The organism is Lentzea sp. NPDC058450 (genome assembly GCF_042721395.1).
Taxonomy (GTDB): domain Bacteria; phylum Actinomycetota; class Actinomycetes; order Mycobacteriales; family Pseudonocardiaceae; genus Lentzea.
Genome location: NZ_JBHXLO010000045.1, coordinates 38,405 through 61,196 on the forward strand (window position 1 = coordinate 38,405; position 22,792 = coordinate 61,196).

Here is a 22,792-nt window from a genome sequence, read left to right on the forward strand (position 1 = left end):
GTCTGCTGGTCACTAGGGGTGTCCATAGCCCCCTGATGAACAGAGGGCCAGAAGACCGGTACGGTGAGCCTGCTGCAACGAGTCGCTGTGAGTGACTCGTGCTGTTTCATGTCGGTACGCCAACAAGTAACACCAGGGCTGTTGTCTGCGATGACCAACTTGGGGGACGGACTGGACGCCGAAGTGGGCGCGGCCGTCGACGGCGACCGTGCCGCGATCGAACGCCTCTTGGCATCCATTCGTCCTCTTGTGGTGCGGTACTGCCGCGCCAGAGTTGGCAGGCAGGAGCGGAGCTTCGCTTCGGCGGACGATGTGGCCCAGGAGGTGTGTCTCGCGGTGCTCACGGCATTGCCCAGCTACCGCGACCAAGGTCGGCCCTTCCTCGCGTTCGTCTACGGGATCGCGGCGCACAAGGTCGCCGATGCACATCGGTCCGCCGCCAGGAACCGCTCAGAGCCGGTTCCCGAAGTCCCCGACGCGCCGGAAACCGAAGCTGGTCCGGAACAGCGCGCGATGCAGGGCGAACTCTCCGACCGGATGGCCGTACTGCTGCGCGTCCTGCCGGAGAAGCAGCGGGAGATCCTGCTGTTGAGGGTGGTGGTCGGGCTTTCCGCCGAGGAAACTGCCGAGGCGGTCGGTTCGACTCCGGGTGCGGTCCGGGTGGCGCAACACCGTGCGCTGGCTCGGCTGCGCAAGTCGCTGGCAGCGGAGGAGGTGGTCTGAGTGGCCGACGAACACGGAAAGGACGACGAGGAAGTGCGTGGACAGGACGATAGAGCCCCGCACGAACCCGTCGCCGACGATCTTTCGGCTGTACAGGCCGATGACAAGCTGCTGGACGCGCTGGGGTCCGCGACTCCGGGCGCGACCGGCTCGCTGGTCGACGACGAGCTGAACGCGTTGCTGCTCGCATGGCGCAACGAGGTGGAGACCGAGCCCTTCGGCGAACTGGTCGACACCGACACCGCCATCGCGACGATCCAGGCTGCCCGTCCGCAGCCGGTCAGCAGGCACCGCTTCCTGATCCCGCTGGCGAGCGCCGCCGCGGTCCTGGCCATCGCCTTCACCGGCGTGAGCCTCGTGGCCCGCGACGCGCAGCCCGGCGACACGCTCTGGGGTCTGACCCGAGTGCTCTACTCCGAGCACGCGAAGTCGATCGAAGCGGCGGCCATCATCAACGGCGACCTCGACGCGGCCCGCCTCGCCCTGCGCGAGGGCAAGGTCAACGAGGCCCGCGAGAAGCTGAACAAGGTGGAGGCCAGCCTCGGCTCGGTGTCGACCGCGGACGGCAAGGCGCAGCTCGAGGAGAAGCACCGGGACCTCGAGAAGGAACTCGACACGAACACGTCGACGACCCCCTCGACGACGCCGTCCACGACGAAGCCGACCAAGCCGACCAAGACGTCGGAGTCCTCGTCGACGCCGCCCACGCCGTCGACCGAGCCCTCGGTCAGCACGCCGTCCGTCCCGCCGTCGTCGGAGACGCCTCCGCCGCCGACCTCGAACGGCGAGAACCCGCCGCCGCCTCCGCCGCCGGACCCCGGCACCGGAGAGAACCCGGGTTCGACGGGCACCGGCACGAACGGCGAGGCCACCGGCCAGTCGATCACCGGCTCCGGCTGAGACGCAGTGTGAACGGCCCCTGATCTTTCGAGGTCAGGGGCCGTTCACATGCTCGGGCGTTCACACGTCAGGTGGAATGTGACCGGAGGGGCTCGTGAGATGTCTCTCAGCGAGCCCGGAGCGTCAGCGGGCCGACTCGGTCGCCGTCACGCCGTCCGCGTAGCCGCGGCAGTACTCCCAGCTGACGTACGAGCCGGGGTCCGGATCGAACGCCGGTTCGTGCGGGCGCATCCGGCCGTCGGCGAGCAGCTGCTCCAGTGAGGCTCGTAACAACGCCCAGTCGTGGTAGTGCGGTTCCTGGCACTCGCCGCAGTCCACGACGATGCCTCTGACGCCGCGATGTTCGAGCAACGCCTGGTAGACGGCGAGGTCGCTCAGGTCGCTGACCAGCTCCGTCCGTTCGTCGTCGTCCATCTCGGGATGGTCGTGGTGGGGCTCGCCCAGGGAGAGTGCGGGGTCTTCCGGGTCGCCCTCGAAGGGGTCTGGTGGCAACGCGTCGTGCGGCACGACCCCGCACGGTACCCGCCGTACCCCCTCGGTCGTCCAGATACCATGGGTCGCACCGCCTCCGCCTGCGGAAACCACGCTCGCAGGAGGGGGAGCAGACCGCACGACGGAAGGCATGCCACCCGCTATGACCAGCGAGCTCAACGCTGACGGAGTCCCGGCCAAGTTCGCGATGCTGGGGCTGACCTTCGACGACGTGCTCCTGCTGCCGGCCGAGTCGGACGTCGTCCCCAGTGGCGTCGACACGAGCACCAGGATCTCGCGCAACATCACCCTCAAGATTCCGCTGGCCAGCGCCGCGATGGACACGGTGACCGAAGGCCGGATGGCGATCTCGATGGCTCGGCAGGGCGGCATCGGCGTGCTGCACCGCAACCTGAGCGTCGAGGACCAGGCCCGCCAGGCGGAGACCGTGAAGCGGTCGGAGGCCGGCATGGTGACCGACCCGGTCACCTGCTCGCCCGACGCCACGCTGGCCGAGGTGGACGCGCTGTGCGCCCGCTACCGCATCTCCGGCGTCCCGGTCACCGACGAGAACAACCGGCTCGTGGGCATCATCACGAACCGCGACATGCGCTTCGAGCTCGACCACAGCAAGCGCGTCGTCGAGGTCATGACCAAGGGCCCGCTGATCACCGCCCAGGTCGGCGTCTCCGCGGAGGCCGCGCTCGGCCTGCTGCGCCGCCACAAGGTCGAGAAGCTGCCGATCGTCGACGGTGACGGCAAGCTCAAGGGCCTGATCACGGTCAAGGACTTCGTCAAGACCGAGCAGTACCCGATGGCCACCAAGGACCCGGACGGCCGCCTGCTGTGCGCCGCCGCGGTCGGCGTGGGCGAGGACTCGTTCGTCCGAGCGATGACGCTCGCCGAGGCCGGCGTCGACGTGCTGATGGTCGACACGGCGCACGGCCACTCGCGCGGCGTGCTGGAGATGGTCGCCCGCATCAAGAAGGAGCTCGGCGACTCGGCGGACGTCGTCGGCGGCAACGTCGCGACGCGCGCGGGCGCCCAGGCGCTGGTCGACGCGGGCGCGGACGGCGTGAAGGTCGGCGTCGGCCCCGGCTCGATCTGCACCACGCGCGTCGTCGCGGGTGTCGGCGTGCCGCAGATCTCCGCGATCTACGAGGCGTCGCTCGCGTGCACCCCGGCCGGTGTGCCGGTGATCGGTGACGGCGGCATCCAGTACTCCGGTGACATCGCGAAGGCCATCGCGGCCGGCGCGTCCGCCGTGATGCTCGGGTCGCTGCTCGCGGGCACCCAGGAGGCGCCCGGCGACCTGATCCTGGTCAACGGCAAGCAGTTCAAGACCTACCGCGGCATGGGCTCGCTCGCGGCCATGCAGTCGCGCGGCGAGAACAAGTCGTTCTCGAAGGACCGCTACTTCCAGGACGACGTCCTCAACGAGGACAAGCTCGTGCCGGAGGGCATCGAGGGGCGCACGCCGTTCCGCGGGCCGCTGTCGCAGGTCGTGCACCAGCTCAACGGTGGTCTGCGCGCGGCGATGGGCTACACGGGCTCGCACACGATCGCCGAGCTCCAGCAGCAGCAGCTGGTGCGCATCACGGCGGCGGGGCTCAAGGAGTCGCACCCGCACGACATCACCATGACCGTCGAGGCTCCGAACTACACCACCCGTTAGAGTCACTCGGCTGTTTTGAACGCTTTGTTCTGAAGCTCTGGAGAGGAACCACAGGTGCGCGATCTGGTCGAGATCGGCATGGGCCGGACCGCGAGGCGGGCCTACGAGCTGGACGACATCGAGATCATCCCGTCGCGTCGGACGAGGTCGTCGAAGGACGTCTCCACGACGTGGCAGATCGATGCCTACCGCTTCGACATCCCGCTGATCACCCACCCGACCGACGCCATCGTGTCGCCGGGCACGGCGGTCGCGGTCGGCGAGCTCGGCGGCCTGGGCGTGCTGAACGCCGAGGGCCTCTGGGCGCGGCACGGCGACGTGGACGAGGCGCTGTTCCGCCTGGTCCAGGCGACCGAGGACAACGAGGACCCGGCCGCCGCGGTGAAGGTGCTGCAGGAGCTGCACGCCGCCCCGCTGCGGATGGACCTGATCGCCGAGGCGGTCAAGCAGATCCGCGAGTCGGGCGTCACCGTCGCGGTCCGGGTCAGCCCGCAGCGCGCCGCCGAGCTCACCCCGGACCTGCTGGCCGCGGGCGTCGAGATCCTGGTGGTGCAGGGCACGATCATCTCGGCCGAGCACGTCACGCGCGGTGGCGAGCCGCTGAACCTGAAGTCGTTCATCGCGGACCTCGACATCCCGGTGATCGCCGGCGGCGTCGGTGACTACCGCACCGCCATGCACCTCATGCGCACCGGCGCGGCGGGCGTGATCGTCGGCTACGGCTACACGCCCGGCGTCACCACCACCGACCAGGTCCTGGGCATCGGCGTGCCGATGGCCACCGCGATCGCCGACGCCGCGGCCGCCCGCCGCGACTACCTCGACGAGACCGGCGGCCGGTACGTGCACGTCATCGCCGACGGCGGCGTCACCACCTCGGGCGACGTGGCCAAGTCCATCGCCTGCGGTGCCGACGCCGTGATGCTCGGCGAACCTCTCGCCGCCGCCACCGAGGCACCGGGCCAGGGCCTGTACTGGACCGCGGCCTCCGCGCACCCGTCCGTTCCGCGCAGCCTCGTCGCCGAGGCCGTCGACCAGGAACTGGACCTGCGCAAGCTGCTGTTCGGCCCGTCCGCCGACCCGCGCGGCGTGACGAACCTGTTCGGCGCCCTCAAGCGCGCGATGGCCAAGACCGGCTACTCGGACCTCAAGGAGTTCCAGAAGGTCGGCCTGACCATCCGAGGCTGAGACGTTTCGGCTGCTGAGGGGCGCGTTCCGACCGGGACGCGCCCTTCTGCTTTGCTGGAACCCGTGCCGCTCGTCGAGATCAACTACGCACCCCACGTCCCCCACGCAAAGCTGAAGGAACTGGCGGCGATGCTCCCGCACGCGGTCTCGCTGGCCGTCGAGTGCCCGGAGGAGCCCTACGACGGCGACCTGCAGCCGGGCGACGTGGACCTGCGCTTCCGCCCGCGCGGCCCGTTCGACTCGACGGGCATGGATCTCGTCGTCGAGGTCCGCTCGAAGTACTTCGAGAGCCGCGCGAAGAACCGCCAGGACCGCGTCGACGACCTGTGCGAGGCGATTTCCGAGGCGACGGGCCTCGCTGACGTGGGCGTTTACCTCAGCCTGCCGGTGGCTGCATGGGCCCAAACCTGATCCTGCAACCGAACGGCTACCCCGCGCGTCCACTTGAGCGTGGAATTGGATGCCTTGTTCGGCGACGGCAAGAACAGTGATGTGGACACGATCGACCCGGACGCCGAGGTCCAAGAGTTCGAGGACGACGACGCGCCGGAGGATTCCGACGAGCGCGTCGGAGGCATCGGCTGGAAGTTGCTGACCCTGTTCGTCTGCGGCGGGCTGGTGATCACCGGTCTGGCCGTGGCGTTCATGGTCTGGGTGATCGAGGGCCTGGTCCTCTGAGTCGGCTGGGGGTGCGCCTGCCCGCGCACCCTCGCCCGTTCTGTGCAGTTTCCGCGCATGACTTCTGGCCACGAGGCTCGCGAGCGGACCATCACGGAGGCGAGCCGGCTGCCGGAGGTCGATGAGGCGGCGGCCGACCTCAGGGATCTGGTGCACGTGCTCGCGCGGTCGGCGGCTGACTCCGGCAGGCGCACGTCCTTCGATGACGTGCTGGCAGCGTTCGGGCACACCCGTGAGTCGCTGGCCGCCGTGAAGGACGACGACTTGCTCGCGACCTGAGTTGGTCTGTTCACCGACGCGGCCATCGATGACCTGCGTCGACTCGGGCCGGGTGTGGTGCCCAAGGTGCTCAAGAAGATCCGGGCGAAACCAGCCGGCGAGAACTCCACGCTGGCCAAGTTGGCCGACGTGATCGGCAGACTCGGCCGCTTGGCCGGGGGCGTGACCGTCGAGCCGGTCGTGCCGAAAGAGCTGGTTCCGGACTGGCTGGCCCAGCGACTCGTGCACACCGCAGGGATTCCGCGCGAGCAGGTTGCCGCGTTGAGCCTGGAGCAGGCCGTCGACCTGTGGACCGCCTTCGTGAGCGCTCCACCCCGTTCTGAACCGATAGGGGACTAGGCGTTACCGGAAGTAACGCCTACTCTCCGGTTCATGGGTGAACTCGCCGGTAACTTCGATGTCGTCATCGTCGGCTCCGGGTTCGGTGGCAGCGTCGCCGCGCTCCGCCTGACCGAGAAGGGCTACCGCGTCGCCGTGCTGGAGGCGGGGCGCCGGTTCGCCGACGACGAGTTCGCCAAGACGAGCTGGGATCTGCGCCGCTACCTGTGGGCGCCGCAGCTCAAGTGCTTCGGCATCCAGCGCATCCACACCCTCCGCAACGTCATGGTGCTGGCCGGCGCGGGTGTCGGCGGGGGCAGCCTCGTCTACGCGAACACGTTGTACCGGCCGCTCAAGCCGTTCTACGAGGACCGGCAGTGGGCGCACATCACCGACTGGCAGGACGAGCTGGAGCCGTTCTACGACCAGGCGAGCCGGATGCTGGGGGTCGTCACGAACCCCACGACGACGCCGAGCGACGTCGTCATGCAGAAGGTCGCGAAGGACATGGGAGTGGAGGACAGCTACCACCCGACGCCCGTCGGCGTGTTCTTCGGCGAACCCGGCAAACCTGCCGCCGACCCGTACTTCGGGGGCGCGGGGCCGGAGCGGACGGGCTGCACCGAGTGCGGCAGCTGCATGTCCGGGTGCCGGGTCGGGGCCAAGAACACGCTGGTCAAGAACTACCTCTACCTCGCGGAGAAGCTCGGCGCGCAGGTCTTCCCGCTGACCACGGTCACGCAGCTCAACGAGTCGAACGGCACCTGGACCATCGACACCAAGATGACCGGCGGCAGGGCCACGAAGCAGTTCACGGCGGACCAGGTCGTGATCGCCGCCGGCACGTGGGGCACGCAGCAGCTGCTGCACAAGGCGAAGGCCACGACGCTCACGAAGATCTCCGCCAAGCTCGGCGAGCTCACCCGCACCAACTCCGAGTCGATCATCGGGGCCGCGCGGTACACGGTCGACCCGAAGACCGACTACACGCGGGGCGTCGCGATCACGAGTTCCATCCACCCCGACGAGATCACGCACATCGAGCCCGTGCGGTACGGCAAGGGCAGCAACGCCATGGGCATGCTGCAGACCCTCGCCACGGACGGCGCGCTCGGCACGCCGCGGTGGTTGCAGTTCATCAAGCAGGCGGTCCGGCACCCGCTCCGGCTGCTGCGGCTGCTCAGCGTGCACCGCTGGAGCGAGCGGACCGTGATCCTGCTGGTCATGCAGAGCCTCGACAACTCCATCACCACGTTCCTCAAGCGCGGCAAGCTCACCAGCAGGCAGGGGCACGGCGAGCCGAACCCGGCGTTCATCCCGGCCGGGCACGAGGCGAACCTGCTGGCCGCCAAGCACATCGACGGCATGGCGGGCGGGACGTGGGGCGAGCTGTTCAACATCCCGCTGACCGCGCACTTCATCGGTGGCTGCGCGATCGCGTCGGACGAGGCCCACGGCGTCATCGACCCGTACCACCGGGTCTTCAACTACCCCGGACTGTCCGTTGTGGACGGTTCGGCGATCAGTGCCAACCTCGGCGTGAACCCGAGCCTCACCATCACCGCGCAGGCCGAGCGGGCGTTCTCGCTGTGGCCGAACAAGGGGGAGCGGGACGAGCGCCCGGCGCAGGACCGGCCGTACCGGAGGATCAACCCGACGAAGCCGAAGAACCCGGCGGTTCCCGATCAAGCTCCAGCCGCATTGCGGTTGCCGATCGTGAAGGCGTCCTGACACGGTGGAGGCATGGCCAAAAAGCCGTTTGCCTCCAGCGCGGACCTCGCCCCGAAGGACGAGGTCTTCGTCGAGCTCGCCGAGGGCGTCTACACCCTGACCGCCGAAGGCGACCCCAACGTCGCGGCCATCGAGGCCGAGGACTTCCTGATCTGCTTCGAGGCGCGGGCGACCCCGGCGGCCGCCCGCCGGTGGCTCGCCCAGCTGCGCAAACACACCAAGAAGCCGGTCCGGTACCTCGTGCTCAGCCACTACCACGCGGTGCGCACGCTGGGTGCCAGCGCGTTCGAGGCGCAGGAGATCGTCGCGCACGAGATGACGCGCGTGCTGATCGCCGAACGCGGGCAGCAGGACTGGGAGAGCGAGTTCGGCCGCATGCCGCGGCTCTTCGAGCAGCCGGCGGAGATCCCCGGCCTGACCTGGCCGACGCTCACGTTCTCCGACCGCATGACGATCCCGCTCGGCGACGAACGCGGCGACCTCGTGCTCCAGTTCCTCGGCCGCGGCCACACGGCGGGCGACATCGTGGCGTGGCTGCCGCAGCAGCGCATCCTGTTCGCGGGCGACCTGGTCGAGTCGCAGGCCGCGCTGTACACCGGTGACGCGTTCCACGACGAGTGGGCGACGTCCACTTTGGACGAGATCGAGGACCTGGGCGCCGAGGTGCTGGTCGGCGGGCGCGGCAAGGTGGCGCGCGATCGCATGGAGGTCGAGGCCGCCATCGCCCAGAGCAGGCACTTCCTCAACGAGCTGCGCCGCACGGTCGGCGGTGTGCACGCCGAGGGCGGCACGCTCAAGGAGGCCTTCCGGCAAGCCCACGAGGCCCTGGTCGGCCGGTACGGGCGGTGGCCGATCTTCGAGCACTGCCTGCCGTTCGACGTGAAGCGCTACTGGGACGAGTGCGACGGCAGGGACTGGCCGGAGATCTGGACCGCCGAACGCGACCGAGCCGTCTGGGACGCCCTGCAATGACCGTGCTGGTCGTCGGCGCCGGACCGGTCGGCCTCACCGCGGCCCTGTTCCTCGCACGGGCTGGCGTGCCCAGTGTGGTGCTGGAGGCGGCGGAGCAGCGTGACCGGGCCGGCAGCCGCTCGATCTGCGTGCAGCGCGACGTCCTGGAGGTCCTCGAACGGATCGGCGTCGGCCAGGCCGTCGCCGACGCCGGGATCACCTGGTACACCGGCCGCACCTACCACCGCGACCGCGAGGTCCTGACCCTGACGTTCCCGGAGGCGCCCGGCTTCCCGCCGTTCGTGAACACCCCGCAGACCGTCGTCGAACGCCTGCTGGAGGACCGCGTCCGCGCCGAGCCGCTGATCGAGCTCCGCTACGGCCACGCGCTCGACACGCTGGCCCAGGACGAGGCCGGAGTGTCCACATCGGACGGAATCCGCGCCACGCACTGCATCGCGGCCGACGGCGTGCACTCGAAGGTGCGGCAGCTCCTCGGCATCCCGTTCGACGGGTTCTCGTTCGACGACAGGTTCATCATCGCGGACGTCCGCGTGGACCTGGACTTCGAGACACCGGAACGTCGCTTCTACTTCGACCCGCCCTGGAACCCGGGCCGTCAGGTGCTCCTGCACCCGCAACCGGACGGCGTGTGGCGGATCGACTGGCAGGTGGCGGAGGACGTCCAGCTCACCGACGCCCACATCCGCGCGATCGTCGGCGACCGGCCGTACGAGGTCGTCTGGCAGTCCACGTACCGCTTCCACCAGCGCCGGGCAGCCCGGTTCCGCGACGGACGGGTCCTGCTGGCGGGCGACGCGGCGCACGTGATGAGCCCGTTCGGCGCGCGCGGCCTGAACTCGGGCATCTGCGACGCCGACAACGCCGCCTGGAAGATCGCCGCCGACCGCCGCGGCGAGGCCGGTCCCGGCCTGCTGGCGTCCTACGGGATCGAACGCGGTGCCGCCGCCGACGAGAACCTCCGGATCACCGGCGACACCATGCGGTTCCTCGTCCCAGGTACGCCGGAAGAGCGCGTCCACAGGCAGAAAGCGCTCGAAACGGGCGAGGGCATCGACTCCGGCAAGCTCTTCACGCCGTTCGCCTACGCCGACTCGCCGCTGACGACGGACGGCGGCGAGCTGATGGCCGGATCACGTGCCGCCGGACCGGGTTTCACGGTCGCGGACGGCCGCCTGATCCGGCCCGACGGTCACGTCGCCGGGCCGGATGACGACCACGTGCTCCGGAAAGCCCTGGGCCACAGCTGAATCCCAGGCCTAGATCTGAATCCCGGTCAGCACGGTCACGCGTTCCTCGGTGAAGTCCTCCATCGCCGACCGCACGCCCTCACGTCCGGTGCCCGACCCCTTCACACCGCCGTACGGCATCTGGTCGGCCCGGTACGACGGCACGTCGCCGATGATCACGCCGCCGACCTCGAGTTCGGCCGCCGCCTCGAACGCCACCTGCACGTCCCGCGTGAACACCCCGGCCTGCAGCCCGTACTTGCTGTCGTTGGCCTGCTCGAACGCGTCCTGCACGCCGTCCGCGACCGACACGACGAGCACCGGCCCGAAGATCTCCTCGGTCCACACCTTCGCGGTCCGCGGCACGTCGACGAGCACGGTCGGCTCGACGGTCGCCCCGGTCCGCTTGCCGCCGACCAGGACGCGGGCGCCGACGTCGGTGGCCATGTGCACCCACTCCTCGACGCGGCGCGCGTTGTCCTCGTCGATCAACGGCCCGACCTCGACCTCGGGGTCGTGCGGGTCGCCGGTCTTCAGCGCGCTCACGGCCGCCACCAGCTTGGGCACGAACTCGTCCGCGACCGACCGGTCGACGATCACCCGTTGGACGGCGATGCACGACTGCCCGGCCTGGTAGTTGCCGAACGTCGCGATGCGCTGCGCCGCGTGGTCCAGATCCGTCCAATCAGGACAGACGAGCGCGGCCGCGTTGGACCCCAGTTCCATCACGACGTGCTTGCGCGGCGCGGCCTCCATCAACGACCAGCCGACCTTCGTCGACCCGGTGAACGAGATGACCGGCAGTCGTTCGTCCTCCACCAGGGCCGCCATGTCCTGGCCGCGCACCGGAAGGATCGAGAACGCGCCCTCGGGCAGCCCGGTCTCGGCCAGGATCTCGCCCAGCAGCAACGCGGACAGCGGCGTCGCCGAAGCGGGCTTCACGATCACCGGCGCACCCACCGCGAGCGCCGGCGCGACCTTGTGCGCCACCAGGTTCAGCGGGAAGTTGAACGGCGCCACCGCGAGCACCGGCCCGCGCGGCACGTGCCGGACGATCGCCATCCGCCCCTCGCCACCGGCGTCGGTGTCGAGCCGTTGCAGCCCACCGGTGAACCGGCGCGCCTCCTCGGCGGCGAACCGGAACGTGTTGACCGCCCGCCGCACCTCGATCTCGGCCCACCGCAGCGGTTTGCCGTTCTCGGCGGTGATCGTCTCGGCGATCTCCTCCTCGCGTTCGGCCAGCGTCCGCGAGACCTGCAGCAACGCCTCGGCCCGCACGTGGGCGGGCGTGCGCCGGAACTCCTTCGCCACGGACGCCGCCGCGGCGATCGCACGTTCCACCTGATCTCTGCCCGGCACGGCGACCGAGGCGACCTCGGTGCCGTCGAACGGGTGGAGAACCTCTAACGCCTGCTCGCCCTGCTCGGGGCGGCCGGCGACCCAGCAGGGCCTGGGCTGCGGCGTGAACGCGTCCATAGCGCCACGTTAAGCCCTACTGCCTTCCACGTACCTGATGAGATCCAAGTAGTAGTCGACATGCCCTTCCGCTCGTTGGAGCACGAACGCCGGATGCTCCCGAATCGTCCGGATCATGTCGTCCAGGCGGGCCAGCACGTGCTCCGGGTCGTACTCGATGCCGTACGTCTCGCAGAACAGCCGCGTACGCCGCTCCCGATCGTCTGGCAGTGCCAGCACGAACTGGATCAGCGCCCAGCTCACGTCCCACCAGCGCGGACCCGGATGCGCCGAGTCCCAGTCGAAGACACCCGCGGGCAGGCCGTCGCGGAACACGATGTTGTACGGGGCGAAATCGCCGTGCAGCAGCACCTCGACGGGCTCGCGGGCCGGGTGCTGCCAGCCGTCGCGGATCGAGACGAACCCGGCCGTCTCGTCGTGCAGCCGCCGCAGCAGCCGGGCCGACGCGACCAGCGCGGCGTCCTCCGGAGGCGGCACGTGGCCAACCTCACCCGGCAGGTAGCTCAACAGCTCGTGCGAGGAATCCAGCCCGAGCGGAACCGGCGCGATCCCCAGCGGTGCCAAGCGCCGCAACAACTCGTGCACCCGAGGCGCCCACGGCCCGGCCGGCCTGCGCACCGCCTCACCCACCCTGAACACCTGGTTCAGCCCGCCACCGGTCAGCAGTTCACCGTCCACGCATGAGATCCTTGGCGACGTGTCCGACACCAGCAACCGCCCTGTTCTCGTCGTCGACTTCGGCGCCCAGTACGCGCAGCTGATCGCCCGCCGCGTCCGCGAGGCCCAGGTCTACTCCGAGGTCGTCCCGCACACGGCGACCGTCAGCGAGATGCTCGACAAGAACCCCCTGGCCATCGTTCTGTCCGGTGGCCCGTCGAGCGTGTACGCGGAGAACGCCCCGCAGGTCGACCCGAAGCTGTTCGAGGCCGGCGTCCCGGTCTTCGGCATCTGCTACGGCTTCCAGGCGATGGCGAGCGCACTCGGCGGCGCGGTGGAACAGACCGGCACCCGCGAGTACGGCCGCACGGACCTGAGCGTCCCGACCGAGGGCGGCGCGCTGCACCAGGAGCTCCCGGCCAGCCACCCGGTGTGGATGAGCCACGGCGACGCCGTCACCAAGGCGCCCGAGGGCTTCACCGTCACCGCGACGAGCGAGGGCGCGCCGGTCGCCGCGTTCGAGGACACCGAGCGCCGCTTCGCCGGCGTCCAGTACCACCCCGAGGTGCACCACTCGCCGCACGGCCAGGAGGTGCTCCGCCGTTTCCTGCACGACATCGCGGGCATCCGTCCGCAGTGGACCACGTCGTCCATCGTGGACGAGCAGGTCACGCGCATCCGTGAGCAGATCGGCGACGGCAAGGCGATCTGCGGCCTGTCCGGCGGCGTCGACTCCGCCGTGGCCGCGGCCCTCGTGCAGCGCGCCATCGGCGACCGCCTCACCTGCGTCTTCGTCGACCACGGCCTGCTCCGCTCCGGCGAGCGCGCCCAGGTCGAGCGCGACTACGTGGCCGCCACCGGCATCCGCCTGGTGACCGTGGACGCCCGCGAGCGCTTCCTGAACGCCCTCGCCGGCGTGACGGACCCCGAGGAGAAGCGCAAGATCATCGGCCGCGAGTTCATCCGCGTCTTCGAGCAGGCCGAGCGCGACCTCAAGGCCGAGGGCGACTACAACTTCCTCGTCCAGGGCACGCTCTACCCGGACGTCGTCGAGTCCGGCGGCGGCACCGGCACCGCGAACATCAAGTCGCACCACAACGTCGGCGGTCTGCCGGACGACCTGCAGTTCGAACTGGTCGAGCCGCTCCGCGCGCTGTTCAAGGACGAGGTCCGCCGCGTCGGCACCGAGCTCGGCCTGCCCGAGACCATCGTGCAGCGCCAGCCGTTCCCCGGCCCCGGCCTCGGCATCCGCATCATCGGCGAGGTCACCCAGGACCGCCTGGACACGCTGCGCCAGGCCGACGCCATCGCCCGTGAGGAGCTCACGGCGGCGGGCCTCGACCGCACCATCTGGCAGTGCCCGGTCGTGCTGCTCGCGGACGTCCGCAGCGTCGGCGTGCAGGGCGACGGCCGCACCTACGGCCACCCGATCGTGCTCCGCCCGGTGTCGTCCGAGGACGCCATGACGGCGGACTGGACGCGCCTGCCGTACGAGGTGCTGGAGCGGATCTCGACCCGGATCACCAACGAGGTGGCGGAGGTCAACCGCGTGGTGCTCGACGTGACGTCGAAGCCGCCGGGCACCATCGAGTGGGAGTAGCGAACGCGAGGAGAGGCCCCTGGGAGACCGGGGGCCTTTTCTTTTGCCGCTGGGCTACCGTGCGGGCGTGATCATCCCTGCCAGGTACAGCGACGGCGCCGTCCGGACTCCCGGCGGCGTCACCTTCCCCGTGCCGGTCGAGCCGCGGGAAGAGGCGGTCGCACCGGATCTCACGTGCGCGGTCTACACGACCGACAACGAGCTGGTGTGCGTCGGCCGCGCGGGTGACGTGCGGTGGCGGCACGCGTTCGGCGCGTTCCAGGAGAAGGTGCTGGGCGTCCGGGCGGGGTGCGCGTTCTCGCTCGACGGCAAGACCGTGTGGCTCTTCCGGCCGGACGCGATGGGGAACTGGAACGACAGCCAGGACACCTGGCACGTCCTCGACGCGGCCACCGGGACCGTGCTCGCGAGTGCCGAGCTGGAGACCGTGGGCCACGGCGGGGCGCACCACGTCCACCCCAACGGCACCGACGTGCTGATCGACGTGGGCGAGGGACAGGACGGCGTGCTGCTGTTCCGCGGCAGGCTCGACGGCACCGCGCTCGAAGTGGTGCCGTACCCGTGGGCGGACCGGGTGCTGGTGGGGATCGCGGCGGACGGGCGCCACTTCCTGACCATCGGCCACGAGCAGGACACCGCCGAGTTCCACAGCTACCCGGACGGCGAGGTCGTTCACCAGGTGTCCCTGGCGGACCTCGGGTACGAGGAGGACGCGTGGCTGGAGTGGACGGGCGGGTACCTCGACGCGGACACCGCGTTCGTCGTCGTCGGCGGTGAGCACGACGACGAGGAGTGGTTCCGGCACCACCTGATCGACGTGCGCACGGGCGCGCACCTCGGCACCTTCGACGCACACACACCCAACGCGTACGGCGTGATCCCGGCCGGCGACGGCGGGTGGCTGACGTTCGACGACGGCGTGTTCCACCGCCACACCCGCTGAAACGCAGGAAGGGCCCCCGGTCTCCCGGGGGCCCTTCCTCAGTCGCGGGTCTTTCGTCTGAGCGAGTTCGTCAGCAGCACCAGCCCGACCACGATGGCCGTCCCTCCCAGCGCCCACCGGAAGTCGAACCAGAAAGACCCGTTGGTCAGCACGTAGGCCGCCATCAGCCCGCCGCCGATCCCGAAGACCAGCGTCAGCGGGTCGATCCGCCGCCGCATCCCCTGCTCAGTCACGGAGCACCCTCACCTCTCCGACGGACGAACGCACGTCGAGATCGATCTTCAGTCCACCCTCGCCGTTGTTGCCGAGGTCGCGGCCGTCGACGGCCACGCTGCTGCCTTCCGCCCGCTTGCCGAGGCAGTCGAGCTCACCGATGGAGGACGCCTCGCACCGGAACGTCACGTCGGCGTTCTTCGGCACGTGCACGACGGCCTCGCCGAGCTCGACGTCGATCGCCGTCTTCACCTCGCCGGAGTCCGGCAGGTCGCGCAGGTCGAGCGTCACGCTGCCCACGCTCGTCTCGTAGCGGTCCTTCACGTCGGTGACGAACCGGGGGTTCTCGTTGTAGCTGCTGATGCGGGTGTCGCTGTCGAAGTCGAAGTCGACGGCGGTCATGCCGAACCCGACGACGGACAGCGGGATCATCAGCCAGATCAGGCCCCGGCCGCCGCCGACGAACGAGCCGACCAGCAGGCCCGCCGCGAGCACGCCGAGCACCAGGCCGATGGTGTGCGCCGCGGTGAACCACGGCACCCACGCGCCGAGGATCGCGGACGCCGCCACGGTCAGGACGGCCACACCCAGGGTCGTGGCGCCGATGCGCGACTTGCGCGGACGAGGTGCCGGCGGTTGCGGCTTGGGCGCGGGTTCGGGCAGGTCCCAGGCGAACGGGGCCGCGCCCAGCGGGTCCCAGGCCGGCGCGCCGGGCACCGGTGGCGTCGCCACGGTCGGCTGGTCCGGCAGCGTCGTGGCCGGCTGCAGGTGCCCACGATTCTTCTGCAGCAGGTAGATGCACGCGGCCGCCGCGCCCAGCGTCACGAAGACCTGGAACCCGCCGTTCCCCCCGAACATGAACGCGAGCGCCGGGAACATCAGGATGCCCACGAACACCGTCGTCGTCGGCGAAGCCGAGCTGTGTCCCTTGTGCAGCAAGGACTCCAGCGGCGACACCTGGTCGCCCTCCTCCGGCAGCAGCAGCCAGCCCGCGAGGTACAGCGGCAGGCCGACGCCACCCGACAGGGCGAGCGCGACGAACGCGATCCGGACGATCACCGGGTCGATCTGGAAGCGCAGGGCGATCCCGGTGGCGACGCCTCCGAGCTTGCGCCCTGCACGGGGCCGCACCGGACGGTGCGCCCAGAACTCTCTGAGCGTGTCCGCCACGCCCTGCATTGCCTTCTCAGTCCCGCTCACGGCAACAACATTGCGCTGCCACGCCGAAATCCACATCAGGGACCAGCCCTGATTCACGGAACCGGGGTCATCCCTGATGAACAACTAGCCGGGACGTGTGACGATCGGATGGTGAGTGCACGGATTGAGCCGATGCGCCGCCGACGCACCGGCCGGGTGGTCGCGGGCGTGGCGAGCGGACTGGCGGACCACCTGGGCGCACCCGTCTTCTGGGTGCGCGCGGTGTTCGCCGTGTTCGCGGCGTTCAGCGGGGTCGGGATCATCGCCTACGCGTTGCTGTGGATGTTCGTCCCGCAGTCCGCGGTGGCGGAACCGGAGACCGACAAGGACCGCAAGGAGTGGCAGCAGGCCGTCGGCCTGGCCGCTCTCGGCGTCGGCGTCGCGGTGTTCACCGGCCTGCTCGGGGGAGCGTGGAGCGGGTGGATCACCGGGCCGATCGCCGTCGCGCTCATCGGCGCCGCGGTCGTGTGGCGCGAGGCCGACGAGGCGCAGCGCCGCCGTTGGAAGGACGGGGCGTTCGCGCAGGGCAAGGCGGGGATCGTGCGGACGGTGGCGGGCGGCGCGTTGGTCGTGGCGGGGGTCGCCGCGTTCCTCGTGGTGAACGACACCATCGCGAACCTCTCGACGGTCATCCTCTCCGTGGTCGCGACGCTGGTCGGCGTGGCCGTGCTGACCGTGCCGCTGTGGATGCGGCTGGTGCGCGACCTCGACTCGGAGCGCCGCGCGCGCATCCGCACCGAGGAACGCGCCGAGATCGCCGCCCACCTGCACGACTCGGTGCTGCAGACGCTCGCCCTGATCCAGAAGCAGTCCGAGTCGCCGCGCGAGGTGAAGCGCCTGGCCCGCAGCCAGGAACGCGAGCTGCGCAGCTGGCTCTACGGCCGTGAGGTGGGCGAGCAGCCGCACTCGATGAGCGTCGCCATCGCCCAGGTGTGCGCGGAGGTGGAGGACGACTTCGCCATCGCCGTCTCGCAGGTCGTGGTCGGGGACTGCGAGCTGGAGGACGGGATGTTCGCGCTGGTCCAGGCGTCGAAGGAGGCGATGGTCAACGCCGCCAAGCACGCGGGGGTGGGCGAGGTGAGCGTGTACGCCGAGGTCGAGCCGGACAAGGTGACGGTCTTCGTGCGCGATCGGGGCAAGGGGTTCGACCCCGACGCCGTGCCGGAGGACCGGCATGGCCTCGCGGGCAGCATCCGGGGGAGAATGACGAGGCACGGCGGGGAGGTGCGACTGCGCACGGCTCCGGGAGAGGGGACCGAGGTGCAGCTCGAGATGCCGAGGAAGCAGGAGGCCAGGACGTGAGCGTGAGGGTGTTCCTGGTGGACGACCACGCGTTGTTCCGCGCCGGGGTGAAGGCGGAGCTCGACACGATCACCGAGGAGATCGAGGTGGTCGGCGAGGCCGGAGGCGTGGGCGAGGCGGTCGCGGGCATCTCCCACCTCAAACCGGACGTCGTGCTGCTGGACGTGCACATGCCGGACGGCGGCGGCGCCGAGGTGCTGCGGCAGATCCGCACCAAGATCCCCGAGGTCACGTTCCTCGCCCTGTCGGTCTCCGACGCCGCCGAGGACGTCATCAACGTCATCCGGGCCGGCGCGCGCGGCTACGTGACCAAGACGATCTCCAGCCAGGAGCTGGTCAGGGCCGTCGTGCGGGTCTCGGAGGGCGACGCGGTGTTCTCGCCGCGGCTCGCCGGGTTCGTGCTGGACGCGTTCGCCGACCGGCCGGGTGCCGCGCCGATCAGCGACCCCGAGCTCGACCTGCTGACGCCACGCGAACGCGACGTCCTGAGGCTGCTGGCCCGCGGTTACGCTTACAAGGAGATCGCGTCCGAGCTCTTCATCAGCGTGAAGACGGTGGAGACGCACGTGTCGAGCGTCCTGCGGAAGACCCAGCTCTCCAACCGGTACGAGCTCTCCCGCTGGGCCACGGATCGCAGACTGGTCTGAGGGGCTTTGATCAAAAGAGTCGCCCGCGGTGCCACCGAGGTGCTGGCGCCGTGGGTCTGGGTGATTCTGCTGCCGTTCGGTGTGGCGGCTGCTACTGAAAACGTCTGGATGACGTTGCTCTGGGGGTTCGTGGTCGCCTTGACGGCGTCCGTGATCCCGATGGCCGTCATCGTGCGCGGCGCGCGCCGCGGCAAGTGGGACGGCCACCACGTCACCAACCGCGAGGGCCGGCTGGTTCCGCTGGTCACGGCCGGTGCGTCGCTCGCCGCCGGCACGGTGATCATGGTCCTGGGCGACGCTCCCCGGTCGATGCTGGCGCTGGCGGGCAGCATGTTCGCGTCGCTGATCGTCAGCATGGCGATCACGTTCGGCGTGAAGTGGAAGATCTCGCTGCACGCGGCCGTGGCGTGGGCCGCCGTCGTGACGCTGGCGGTCGTCTACGGCCCGTGGTGGCTGCTGCTGGCGTTGCCGGCGGCGCTGGTGTCCTGGTCGCGCGTCGAACTGGGTGACCACACGACGGGTCAGGTGCTGGCCGGGTCCGTGATGGGCGTGGTCGTCGGCGGCGGGGTGTTCTGGCTGCTCACCTGATCTGGGTGATGCTGGTGATCTTCATGGCGTTGTTGACGGCGGCGACCTCGGCCTCGTAGACGCCGGTCTTCTGCTCGCCCAGATCCGTCTGCAACGTCAGGTCGAAGGTCACCACCCAGTTCGGGCCGTGCGAGCGGACCTGTTCCGACGACAGGGCGCACTTCACCGACGAGTAGCCCTTCCAGCGGGCGACGTACTTCTCGATCGGCTCGGTGGCCCGTTCGTAGAGGTTCCGCCACGCGACGTCCGGGTTCGCCGGGAGCTGTTCGTAGTGGTCGAGCACGAAGCCGGCCGCCTCTGCGGCGGTGAAGTAGCGGACCTCCTGCTTCGGGGGGAAGCTCCCCTCGTTGACCGGGCCGCCACCGGTGTTCTCGTGCGTGCCGCCCCAGTACGCGGCGGCCGCGCCACCACCGACCGCGATCAGCGCGATCACGGCCAGGATGATCAGGATCCGGCGGTTCGGCGGCTTGAGCCTGCGCTGCTGCTGGGGGATCTGCAACGGCTGCGAGGGCTGCTGCTCGGCGGCCAGCAGATCGGCCGCCTCCTGGGCCGTGGGCCGGTCCTTCGAGTCCTGCGAGAGCAGCCGCATCAGCAACGGGGTGAGCTCGCCGGCGTTCTTCGGGTCGCGCAGCTGCCCGCTGGCCGCCCGGTAGATGAGGCCGAAGCTGTTGTCGCTGGGCCCGAAGACCGACTCGCCCTCGATGGCCGTGTAGATGGTGGCGCCGAGCGAGAACACGTCGGACGCCTCGTCCGGCTGCTCCCCGCGCGCCACCTCGGGCGCCAGGTACGCGGGAGTGCCGGAGATCATGCCGGTGTCGGTCATCGTGCCGTCGCCGGTGGCCTTGGAGATGCCGAAGTCAGTGATCTTGACCGTGCCGTCGTGGCCGATCAGGACGTTGCCGGGCTTGATGTCGCGATGCACGAGCCCCGCCGTGTGCGCCGCCGCGAGGGCCGAGGCGACCTTGGCCCCGATGCTCGCCGCCTGAGCCGGCTTGAGCGGCCCGCGTTCGGCGATCAGCGCCGACAGACTGTGCGAGGCCAGGTACTCCATGACGATGAACGGCTCTTCGTCGTCGCTGCCCACGACGTCGAACACCGCGATCGCGTGCTGGTGGTGCAGCCGGGCGGCGTTGCGCGCCTCCCGCATCGCCCGCTGGTGATCGCCCGTCACGAGCTGCTTGACGGCGACCTCGCGGGCCAGGACCTCGTCTCGTGCACGCCACACGACGCCCATCGCTCCGCTGCCGATGCGCTCGATCAGCGTGTAGCGGCCCCCGATGGTTGTCACACCCTGAGACTAATCAATCGCGGAGACGAGCATTCGCAGTTCCCCGCTCATGAGGTGGTGCAGATCGCTCCGAGCCGAGTTCACCGGTGGGGACTCGCTGCTGTGCACTCGCCCGGCCTGTTGAGACGTGCCTCCGCCGCTGCCCACGACGTCCGGCACCACACCGCAGTGGTCTGAAGGTGACGAGCTGATCGGCCACGCTGCCCCGCGTGCCGGCACCTCGTCCCGCGCCCTTGCGGACCACCTGCGCACACCACCCGCTAGTCGATCGTCGACACCAGCTTCTGCAGCTCGCGGTCGAAGTCGATCCACAGGTCCTCCTCGCCCGGCTGGACGACGTCGTAGGAGCTGTCCAGGAACTCGGCCACGTCCTCGGCGACGGCGCTGAGGATGGCGAACCCGGTGGGCGCGTTCAGCTCGACCAGGACGCGCTCGGGGTCGTCGGACGCCGGGCGGACCAGGATGTCGCCCTCACCGGACGGGGTCAGCAGGCCGTCGGCGAGCAGGTCGCGGGCGAACATCCACTCGACGCGGCCGGAGCCGGTGAAGAAGACGACGGCGACGGCGTACGGGTCCTCCGGGTCGTAGACGAGCTCGGCCTCGACGGGTGCCGGGGCCGCTCCGGGGGCGAGGAGCTGAAAAGTCGTCCGGGTGGTGACCTTCAGGTTTTCGTTGTTCATGTCGATGTCCTTCCCAGGCTGGTCTCCATGTCCGCTCACAAAGAGGAGACGGCCAACCAGCTCGATAAGGACGCGATTCGTCTCGGAACCATCCTATTGGGGGAGACGTGCGTCTCACCCTTCAGCGTTTGACCAGGTCGCGCGTCTCGTTTGGTGAGACGGTCTGACCTGCCGAGACGGGCTGCCGACGGGTCAGTGCGACGCCCAGCAGGACCACCAGCATGCCGACGACGACCCTTGCGTTGAGTTGCTCTCCGAGGAAGATCGCTCCAAGGAGTACTGAAACCACGGGCAGTAGGTAACCGACCGTAGTTGCCGTGGTGGCTCCCTCGTCGGCGATGACGCGGTAGTTGAGGATGAACGCGACGCCGGTGCCGAAGACGCCCAGGATCGTCACGGCGACCACGCCGATCCAGTGCAGGTGCAGCGGCTGCAGGCCCCCGAACGGCAGCGCGAGGATCAGCATCCCCATCGCGGTGGTCAGCTGCATCGCGGCGAGCTGCGTCGAGGTCGCACCCGTGTTGACCAGGTACCGGCCGGCGTAGGAGTAGCCGATCGCGTAGCTCGCGGCGCCGATGAGGCACAGCACGGCGCCCCAGCTCGCGATGCTGTTCGCGGACTGCCACGGCGCGAAGATCAGCAGCACGCCCGCGAAGCCGAGCCCGAGGCCGAGCATCCGGACCAGGTTGCTGATCTTCTCCGACCCCAGCACGAGGCCGATGGCCAGCGCGAACAGCGGGGTCGTGGAGTTCAGCACGCCGGAGACGCCCGAGTCGACGGTCTGGCCGCCGAACGCGAAGAGCGTGAACGGGATGGCGCTGCCGAAGAGCGCCACGAAGAGCATGTGGCCCCAGATCCTGCGGTCGCGCGGCAACGTCATCTTGGCGATCGCGAGCACGACGAACAGCACGAGCGCCCCGAAGAACGTCCGCACGAGCGAGATCTGCATGGGCGCGAGCGAGCCGAGCGCGAGCTTCATCCACAGGAAGCTCGATCCCCAGAGCAGGGCGAGCACGCCCATCCTGATCAACGTTCCGCGTTGGTTCACACGTCAACCATGCGCCCTGCGACACCTGAAAACAATTTAATTGTTGTGGGAAACCTTTAAGCACCGCTGTAAGGTCGGGCCATGCTGGACGTGCGACGAATGCAGGTGCTCAGGGCCGTCGTGAGCTCGGGCTCCATCACCGCGGCCGCGACGAACCTCGGCTACACCCCGTCGGCGGTGTCACAGCAGGTGGCGGGCCTGGAGAAGCAGGCGGGGCTGCCGTTGCTGGAACGCGTCGGCAGGGGCATCAGGCCCACCGCGGCGGGCAGGCTGCTGACCGAGCACGCCGCCCGCCTCGCCGAGCAGCTGGCCGAGGCCGAGAGCGCCCTCACCGCGTTGCGCAACGGCTGCGCGGGCATCCTGCGCGTCCGCTACTTCGCCACGGCCGGAGCGGCCCTCGTGCCGCCCGCGGTGGCCACCTTCCGCGCCGAACGCGCGGGCGTCGAGCTGGACCTCAAGCTGACCGAGCCGAACGACCCGTTCGAGGAGCTCGCCGCAGGCCGCGCGGACGTGGCCATCACCGTCCTCGAACCCGACGCTCCGGCACCGGAGGGCATGGTCGCGAGGCACCTGCTCGCCGACCCGTTCTACGCCGTCCTGCCGCGCGGCCACGCCCTCGCCCGCAAGCGCGTGCTGGACCTGGCCGAGCTGGCCGGCGAACCGTGGATCGACGCGGACTGCGGCACCCCGGGACCGTGCGCGAGCCTTGTGCGCAACGCGTGCGCGGGCGCCGGGTTCGCGCCGCAGGTGGCGGTGGAGAGCGACGACTACGCGACCGCGCAGGGGTTCGTGGCGGCCGGGCTGGGCGTCACGATCATCCCGCGGCTCGGGCTGGGGTACGCGCACCCCGGTGTGGTGCTGCGGAAGGTGCGCAACCCCGAGCCCGTCCGGCACATCCACGTCGTCTACCGCGAGGACGCTGCCTGGAACCCGGCCGTCCTCACCCTGGCCGAAGCCCTGGAGAAGGCGGCGCGGGCCTCATGACG

Annotated in this window: 25 protein-coding genes; 17 read left to right on the forward strand and 8 right to left on the reverse strand. The window is 70.0% G+C overall.

Annotated features, from left to right (window positions below):
• Positions 1-150: 150 nt before the first annotated feature.
• Both ACFWNN_RS41860 and ACFWNN_RS41865 read left to right on the forward strand, forming a co-directional pair.
• Entirely contained in the window at positions 151-723 is a 573-nt protein-coding gene (locus tag ACFWNN_RS41860; RefSeq protein WP_319967421.1) for a sigma-70 family RNA polymerase sigma factor, read from the forward strand.
• Complete coding sequence (locus ACFWNN_RS41865) at positions 724-1,623, forward strand: anti-sigma-D factor RsdA (protein WP_382445538.1); 900 nt, start codon at positions 724-726, stop codon at positions 1,621-1,623.
• A 123-nt stretch (positions 1,624-1,746) separates the two neighbouring features.
• On the opposite strand, the gene ACFWNN_RS41870 is transcribed toward ACFWNN_RS41865, so the two are convergent.
• A complete protein-coding gene (locus ACFWNN_RS41870) occupies positions 1,747-2,130 on the reverse strand; it encodes a DUF5319 domain-containing protein (protein ID WP_382445539.1) in 384 nt (127 codons plus the stop codon).
• Between the two features lie 127 nt (positions 2,131-2,257).
• On the opposite strand from ACFWNN_RS41870, the gene guaB reads away from it, so the two are divergent.
• The 9 genes from guaB (at position 2,258) to ACFWNN_RS41915 (ending at position 10,185) form a co-directional block, all read left to right on the forward strand.
• Positions 2,258-3,769 (forward strand): IMP dehydrogenase, encoded by a 1,512-nt coding sequence (gene guaB, locus ACFWNN_RS41875; RefSeq protein ID WP_382445540.1) that lies wholly within the window; start codon positions 2,258-2,260, stop codon positions 3,767-3,769.
• 54 nt (positions 3,770-3,823) lie between these two features.
• The gene (locus ACFWNN_RS41880; protein WP_382445541.1) at positions 3,824-4,957 is read left to right on the forward strand and encodes a GuaB3 family IMP dehydrogenase-related protein; all 1,134 of its coding nucleotides are present in this window, start codon (positions 3,824-3,826) and stop codon (positions 4,955-4,957) included.
• Positions 4,958-5,020: 63 nt separating this feature from the next.
• Positions 5,021-5,368: a hypothetical protein gene (locus ACFWNN_RS41885; protein ID WP_382445542.1), complete on the forward strand. Its 348-nt coding sequence runs from the start codon at positions 5,021-5,023 to the stop codon at positions 5,366-5,368.
• Positions 5,369-5,407: 39 nt separating this feature from the next.
• Positions 5,408-5,635: a hypothetical protein gene (locus ACFWNN_RS41890; RefSeq protein WP_382445543.1), complete on the forward strand. Its 228-nt coding sequence runs from the start codon at positions 5,408-5,410 to the stop codon at positions 5,633-5,635.
• Between the two features lie 57 nt (positions 5,636-5,692).
• On the forward strand, positions 5,693-5,914 hold the full coding sequence (locus ACFWNN_RS41895; RefSeq protein WP_382445544.1) for a hypothetical protein: 222 nt from the start codon (positions 5,693-5,695) through the stop codon (positions 5,912-5,914).
• Positions 5,915-5,980: 66 nt separating this feature from the next.
• Positions 5,981-6,253 carry a hypothetical protein gene (locus tag ACFWNN_RS41900; protein WP_382445545.1) on the forward strand — a complete coding sequence of 91 codons (273 nt, stop codon included), beginning with the start codon at positions 5,981-5,983 and terminating at the stop codon, positions 6,251-6,253.
• 33 nt (positions 6,254-6,286) lie between these two features.
• Positions 6,287-7,963 (forward strand): FAD-dependent oxidoreductase, encoded by a 1,677-nt coding sequence (locus tag ACFWNN_RS41905; RefSeq protein ID WP_382445546.1) that lies wholly within the window; start codon positions 6,287-6,289, stop codon positions 7,961-7,963.
• A gap of 12 nt (positions 7,964-7,975) precedes the next feature.
• Positions 7,976-8,935, forward strand: a complete 960-nt coding sequence (locus ACFWNN_RS41910; RefSeq protein ID WP_382445547.1) for an MBL fold metallo-hydrolase — start codon at positions 7,976-7,978, stop codon at positions 8,933-8,935.
• Positions 8,932-10,185 carry an FAD-dependent monooxygenase gene (locus ACFWNN_RS41915; protein WP_382445548.1) on the forward strand — a complete coding sequence of 418 codons (1,254 nt, stop codon included), beginning with the start codon at positions 8,932-8,934 and terminating at the stop codon, positions 10,183-10,185. Before ACFWNN_RS41910 ends, ACFWNN_RS41915 begins: the two co-directional genes overlap by 4 nt.
• A 9-nt stretch (positions 10,186-10,194) precedes the next feature.
• Here the strand turns inward: ACFWNN_RS41915 and ACFWNN_RS41920 are convergent, their stop codons facing one another.
• Positions 10,195-11,640 carry an aldehyde dehydrogenase family protein gene (locus tag ACFWNN_RS41920; protein ID WP_382445549.1) on the reverse strand — a complete coding sequence of 482 codons (1,446 nt, stop codon included), beginning with the start codon at positions 11,638-11,640 and terminating at the stop codon, positions 10,195-10,197.
• Positions 11,641-11,649: 9 nt separating this feature from the next.
• Positions 11,650-12,318, reverse strand: a complete 669-nt coding sequence (locus ACFWNN_RS41925) for an aminoglycoside phosphotransferase family protein (RefSeq protein ID WP_382445550.1) — start codon at positions 12,316-12,318, stop codon at positions 11,650-11,652.
• 19 nt (positions 12,319-12,337) lie between these two features.
• On the opposite strand from ACFWNN_RS41925, the gene guaA reads away from it, so the two are divergent.
• Together guaA and ACFWNN_RS41935 are read left to right on the forward strand one after the other, a co-directional pair.
• Entirely contained in the window at positions 12,338-13,897 is a 1,560-nt protein-coding gene (gene guaA / locus ACFWNN_RS41930; protein ID WP_382445551.1) for a glutamine-hydrolyzing GMP synthase, read from the forward strand.
• Between the two features lie 67 nt (positions 13,898-13,964).
• A complete protein-coding gene (locus ACFWNN_RS41935) occupies positions 13,965-14,840 on the forward strand; it encodes a hypothetical protein (RefSeq protein WP_382445552.1) in 876 nt (291 codons plus the stop codon).
• 38 nt (positions 14,841-14,878) lie between these two features.
• Here ACFWNN_RS41935 and ACFWNN_RS41940 read toward each other — a convergent pair whose 3' ends face one another.
• Both ACFWNN_RS41940 and ACFWNN_RS41945 read right to left on the reverse strand, forming a co-directional pair.
• Positions 14,879-15,073, reverse strand: coding sequence for a hypothetical protein (locus ACFWNN_RS41940; RefSeq protein ID WP_382445553.1), 195 nt, complete (start codon positions 15,071-15,073; stop codon positions 14,879-14,881).
• The gene (locus ACFWNN_RS41945; protein WP_382445554.1) at positions 15,066-16,253 is read right to left on the reverse strand and encodes a PspC domain-containing protein; all 1,188 of its coding nucleotides are present in this window, start codon (positions 16,251-16,253) and stop codon (positions 15,066-15,068) included. The genes ACFWNN_RS41940 and ACFWNN_RS41945 overlap by 8 nt, the downstream gene beginning before the upstream one ends.
• A gap of 132 nt (positions 16,254-16,385) precedes the next feature.
• Here ACFWNN_RS41945 and ACFWNN_RS41950 point away from each other — a divergent pair, with 132 nt between their 5' ends.
• The 3 genes from ACFWNN_RS41950 to ACFWNN_RS41960 are packed head-to-tail and all read left to right on the forward strand — an operon-like array spanning position 16,386 to position 18,790.
• Positions 16,386-17,555 (forward strand): PspC domain-containing protein, encoded by a 1,170-nt coding sequence (locus tag ACFWNN_RS41950; protein WP_382445555.1) that lies wholly within the window; start codon positions 16,386-16,388, stop codon positions 17,553-17,555.
• Positions 17,552-18,202 carry a response regulator gene (locus ACFWNN_RS41955; RefSeq protein WP_382445556.1) on the forward strand — a complete coding sequence of 217 codons (651 nt, stop codon included), beginning with the start codon at positions 17,552-17,554 and terminating at the stop codon, positions 18,200-18,202. Before ACFWNN_RS41950 ends, ACFWNN_RS41955 begins: the two co-directional genes overlap by 4 nt.
• Positions 18,203-18,208: 6 nt before the next feature.
• On the forward strand, positions 18,209-18,790 hold the full coding sequence (locus ACFWNN_RS41960; protein ID WP_382445557.1) for a phosphatase PAP2 family protein: 582 nt from the start codon (positions 18,209-18,211) through the stop codon (positions 18,788-18,790).
• Here the strand turns inward: ACFWNN_RS41960 and ACFWNN_RS41965 are convergent.
• The 3 genes from ACFWNN_RS41965 to ACFWNN_RS41975 form a co-directional block, all read right to left on the reverse strand.
• On the reverse strand, positions 18,783-20,078 hold the full coding sequence (locus ACFWNN_RS41965; RefSeq protein WP_382445558.1) for a serine/threonine-protein kinase: 1,296 nt from the start codon (positions 20,076-20,078) through the stop codon (positions 18,783-18,785). The genes ACFWNN_RS41960 and ACFWNN_RS41965 overlap by 8 nt on opposite strands.
• Before the next feature lie 260 nt (positions 20,079-20,338).
• On the reverse strand, positions 20,339-20,758 hold the full coding sequence (locus ACFWNN_RS41970; RefSeq protein ID WP_382445559.1) for an SsgA family sporulation/cell division regulator: 420 nt from the start codon (positions 20,756-20,758) through the stop codon (positions 20,339-20,341).
• A gap of 121 nt (positions 20,759-20,879) precedes the next feature.
• A complete protein-coding gene (locus ACFWNN_RS41975) occupies positions 20,880-21,806 on the reverse strand; it encodes a DMT family transporter (protein ID WP_382445560.1) in 927 nt (308 codons plus the stop codon).
• 81 nt (positions 21,807-21,887) lie between these two features.
• Between ACFWNN_RS41975 and ACFWNN_RS41980 the strand changes: the two genes are divergently transcribed.
• On the forward strand, positions 21,888-22,790 hold the full coding sequence (locus ACFWNN_RS41980) for a LysR family transcriptional regulator (RefSeq protein WP_382445561.1): 903 nt from the start codon (positions 21,888-21,890) through the stop codon (positions 22,788-22,790).
• The last annotated feature ends 2 nt before the right edge of the window (positions 22,791-22,792 follow it).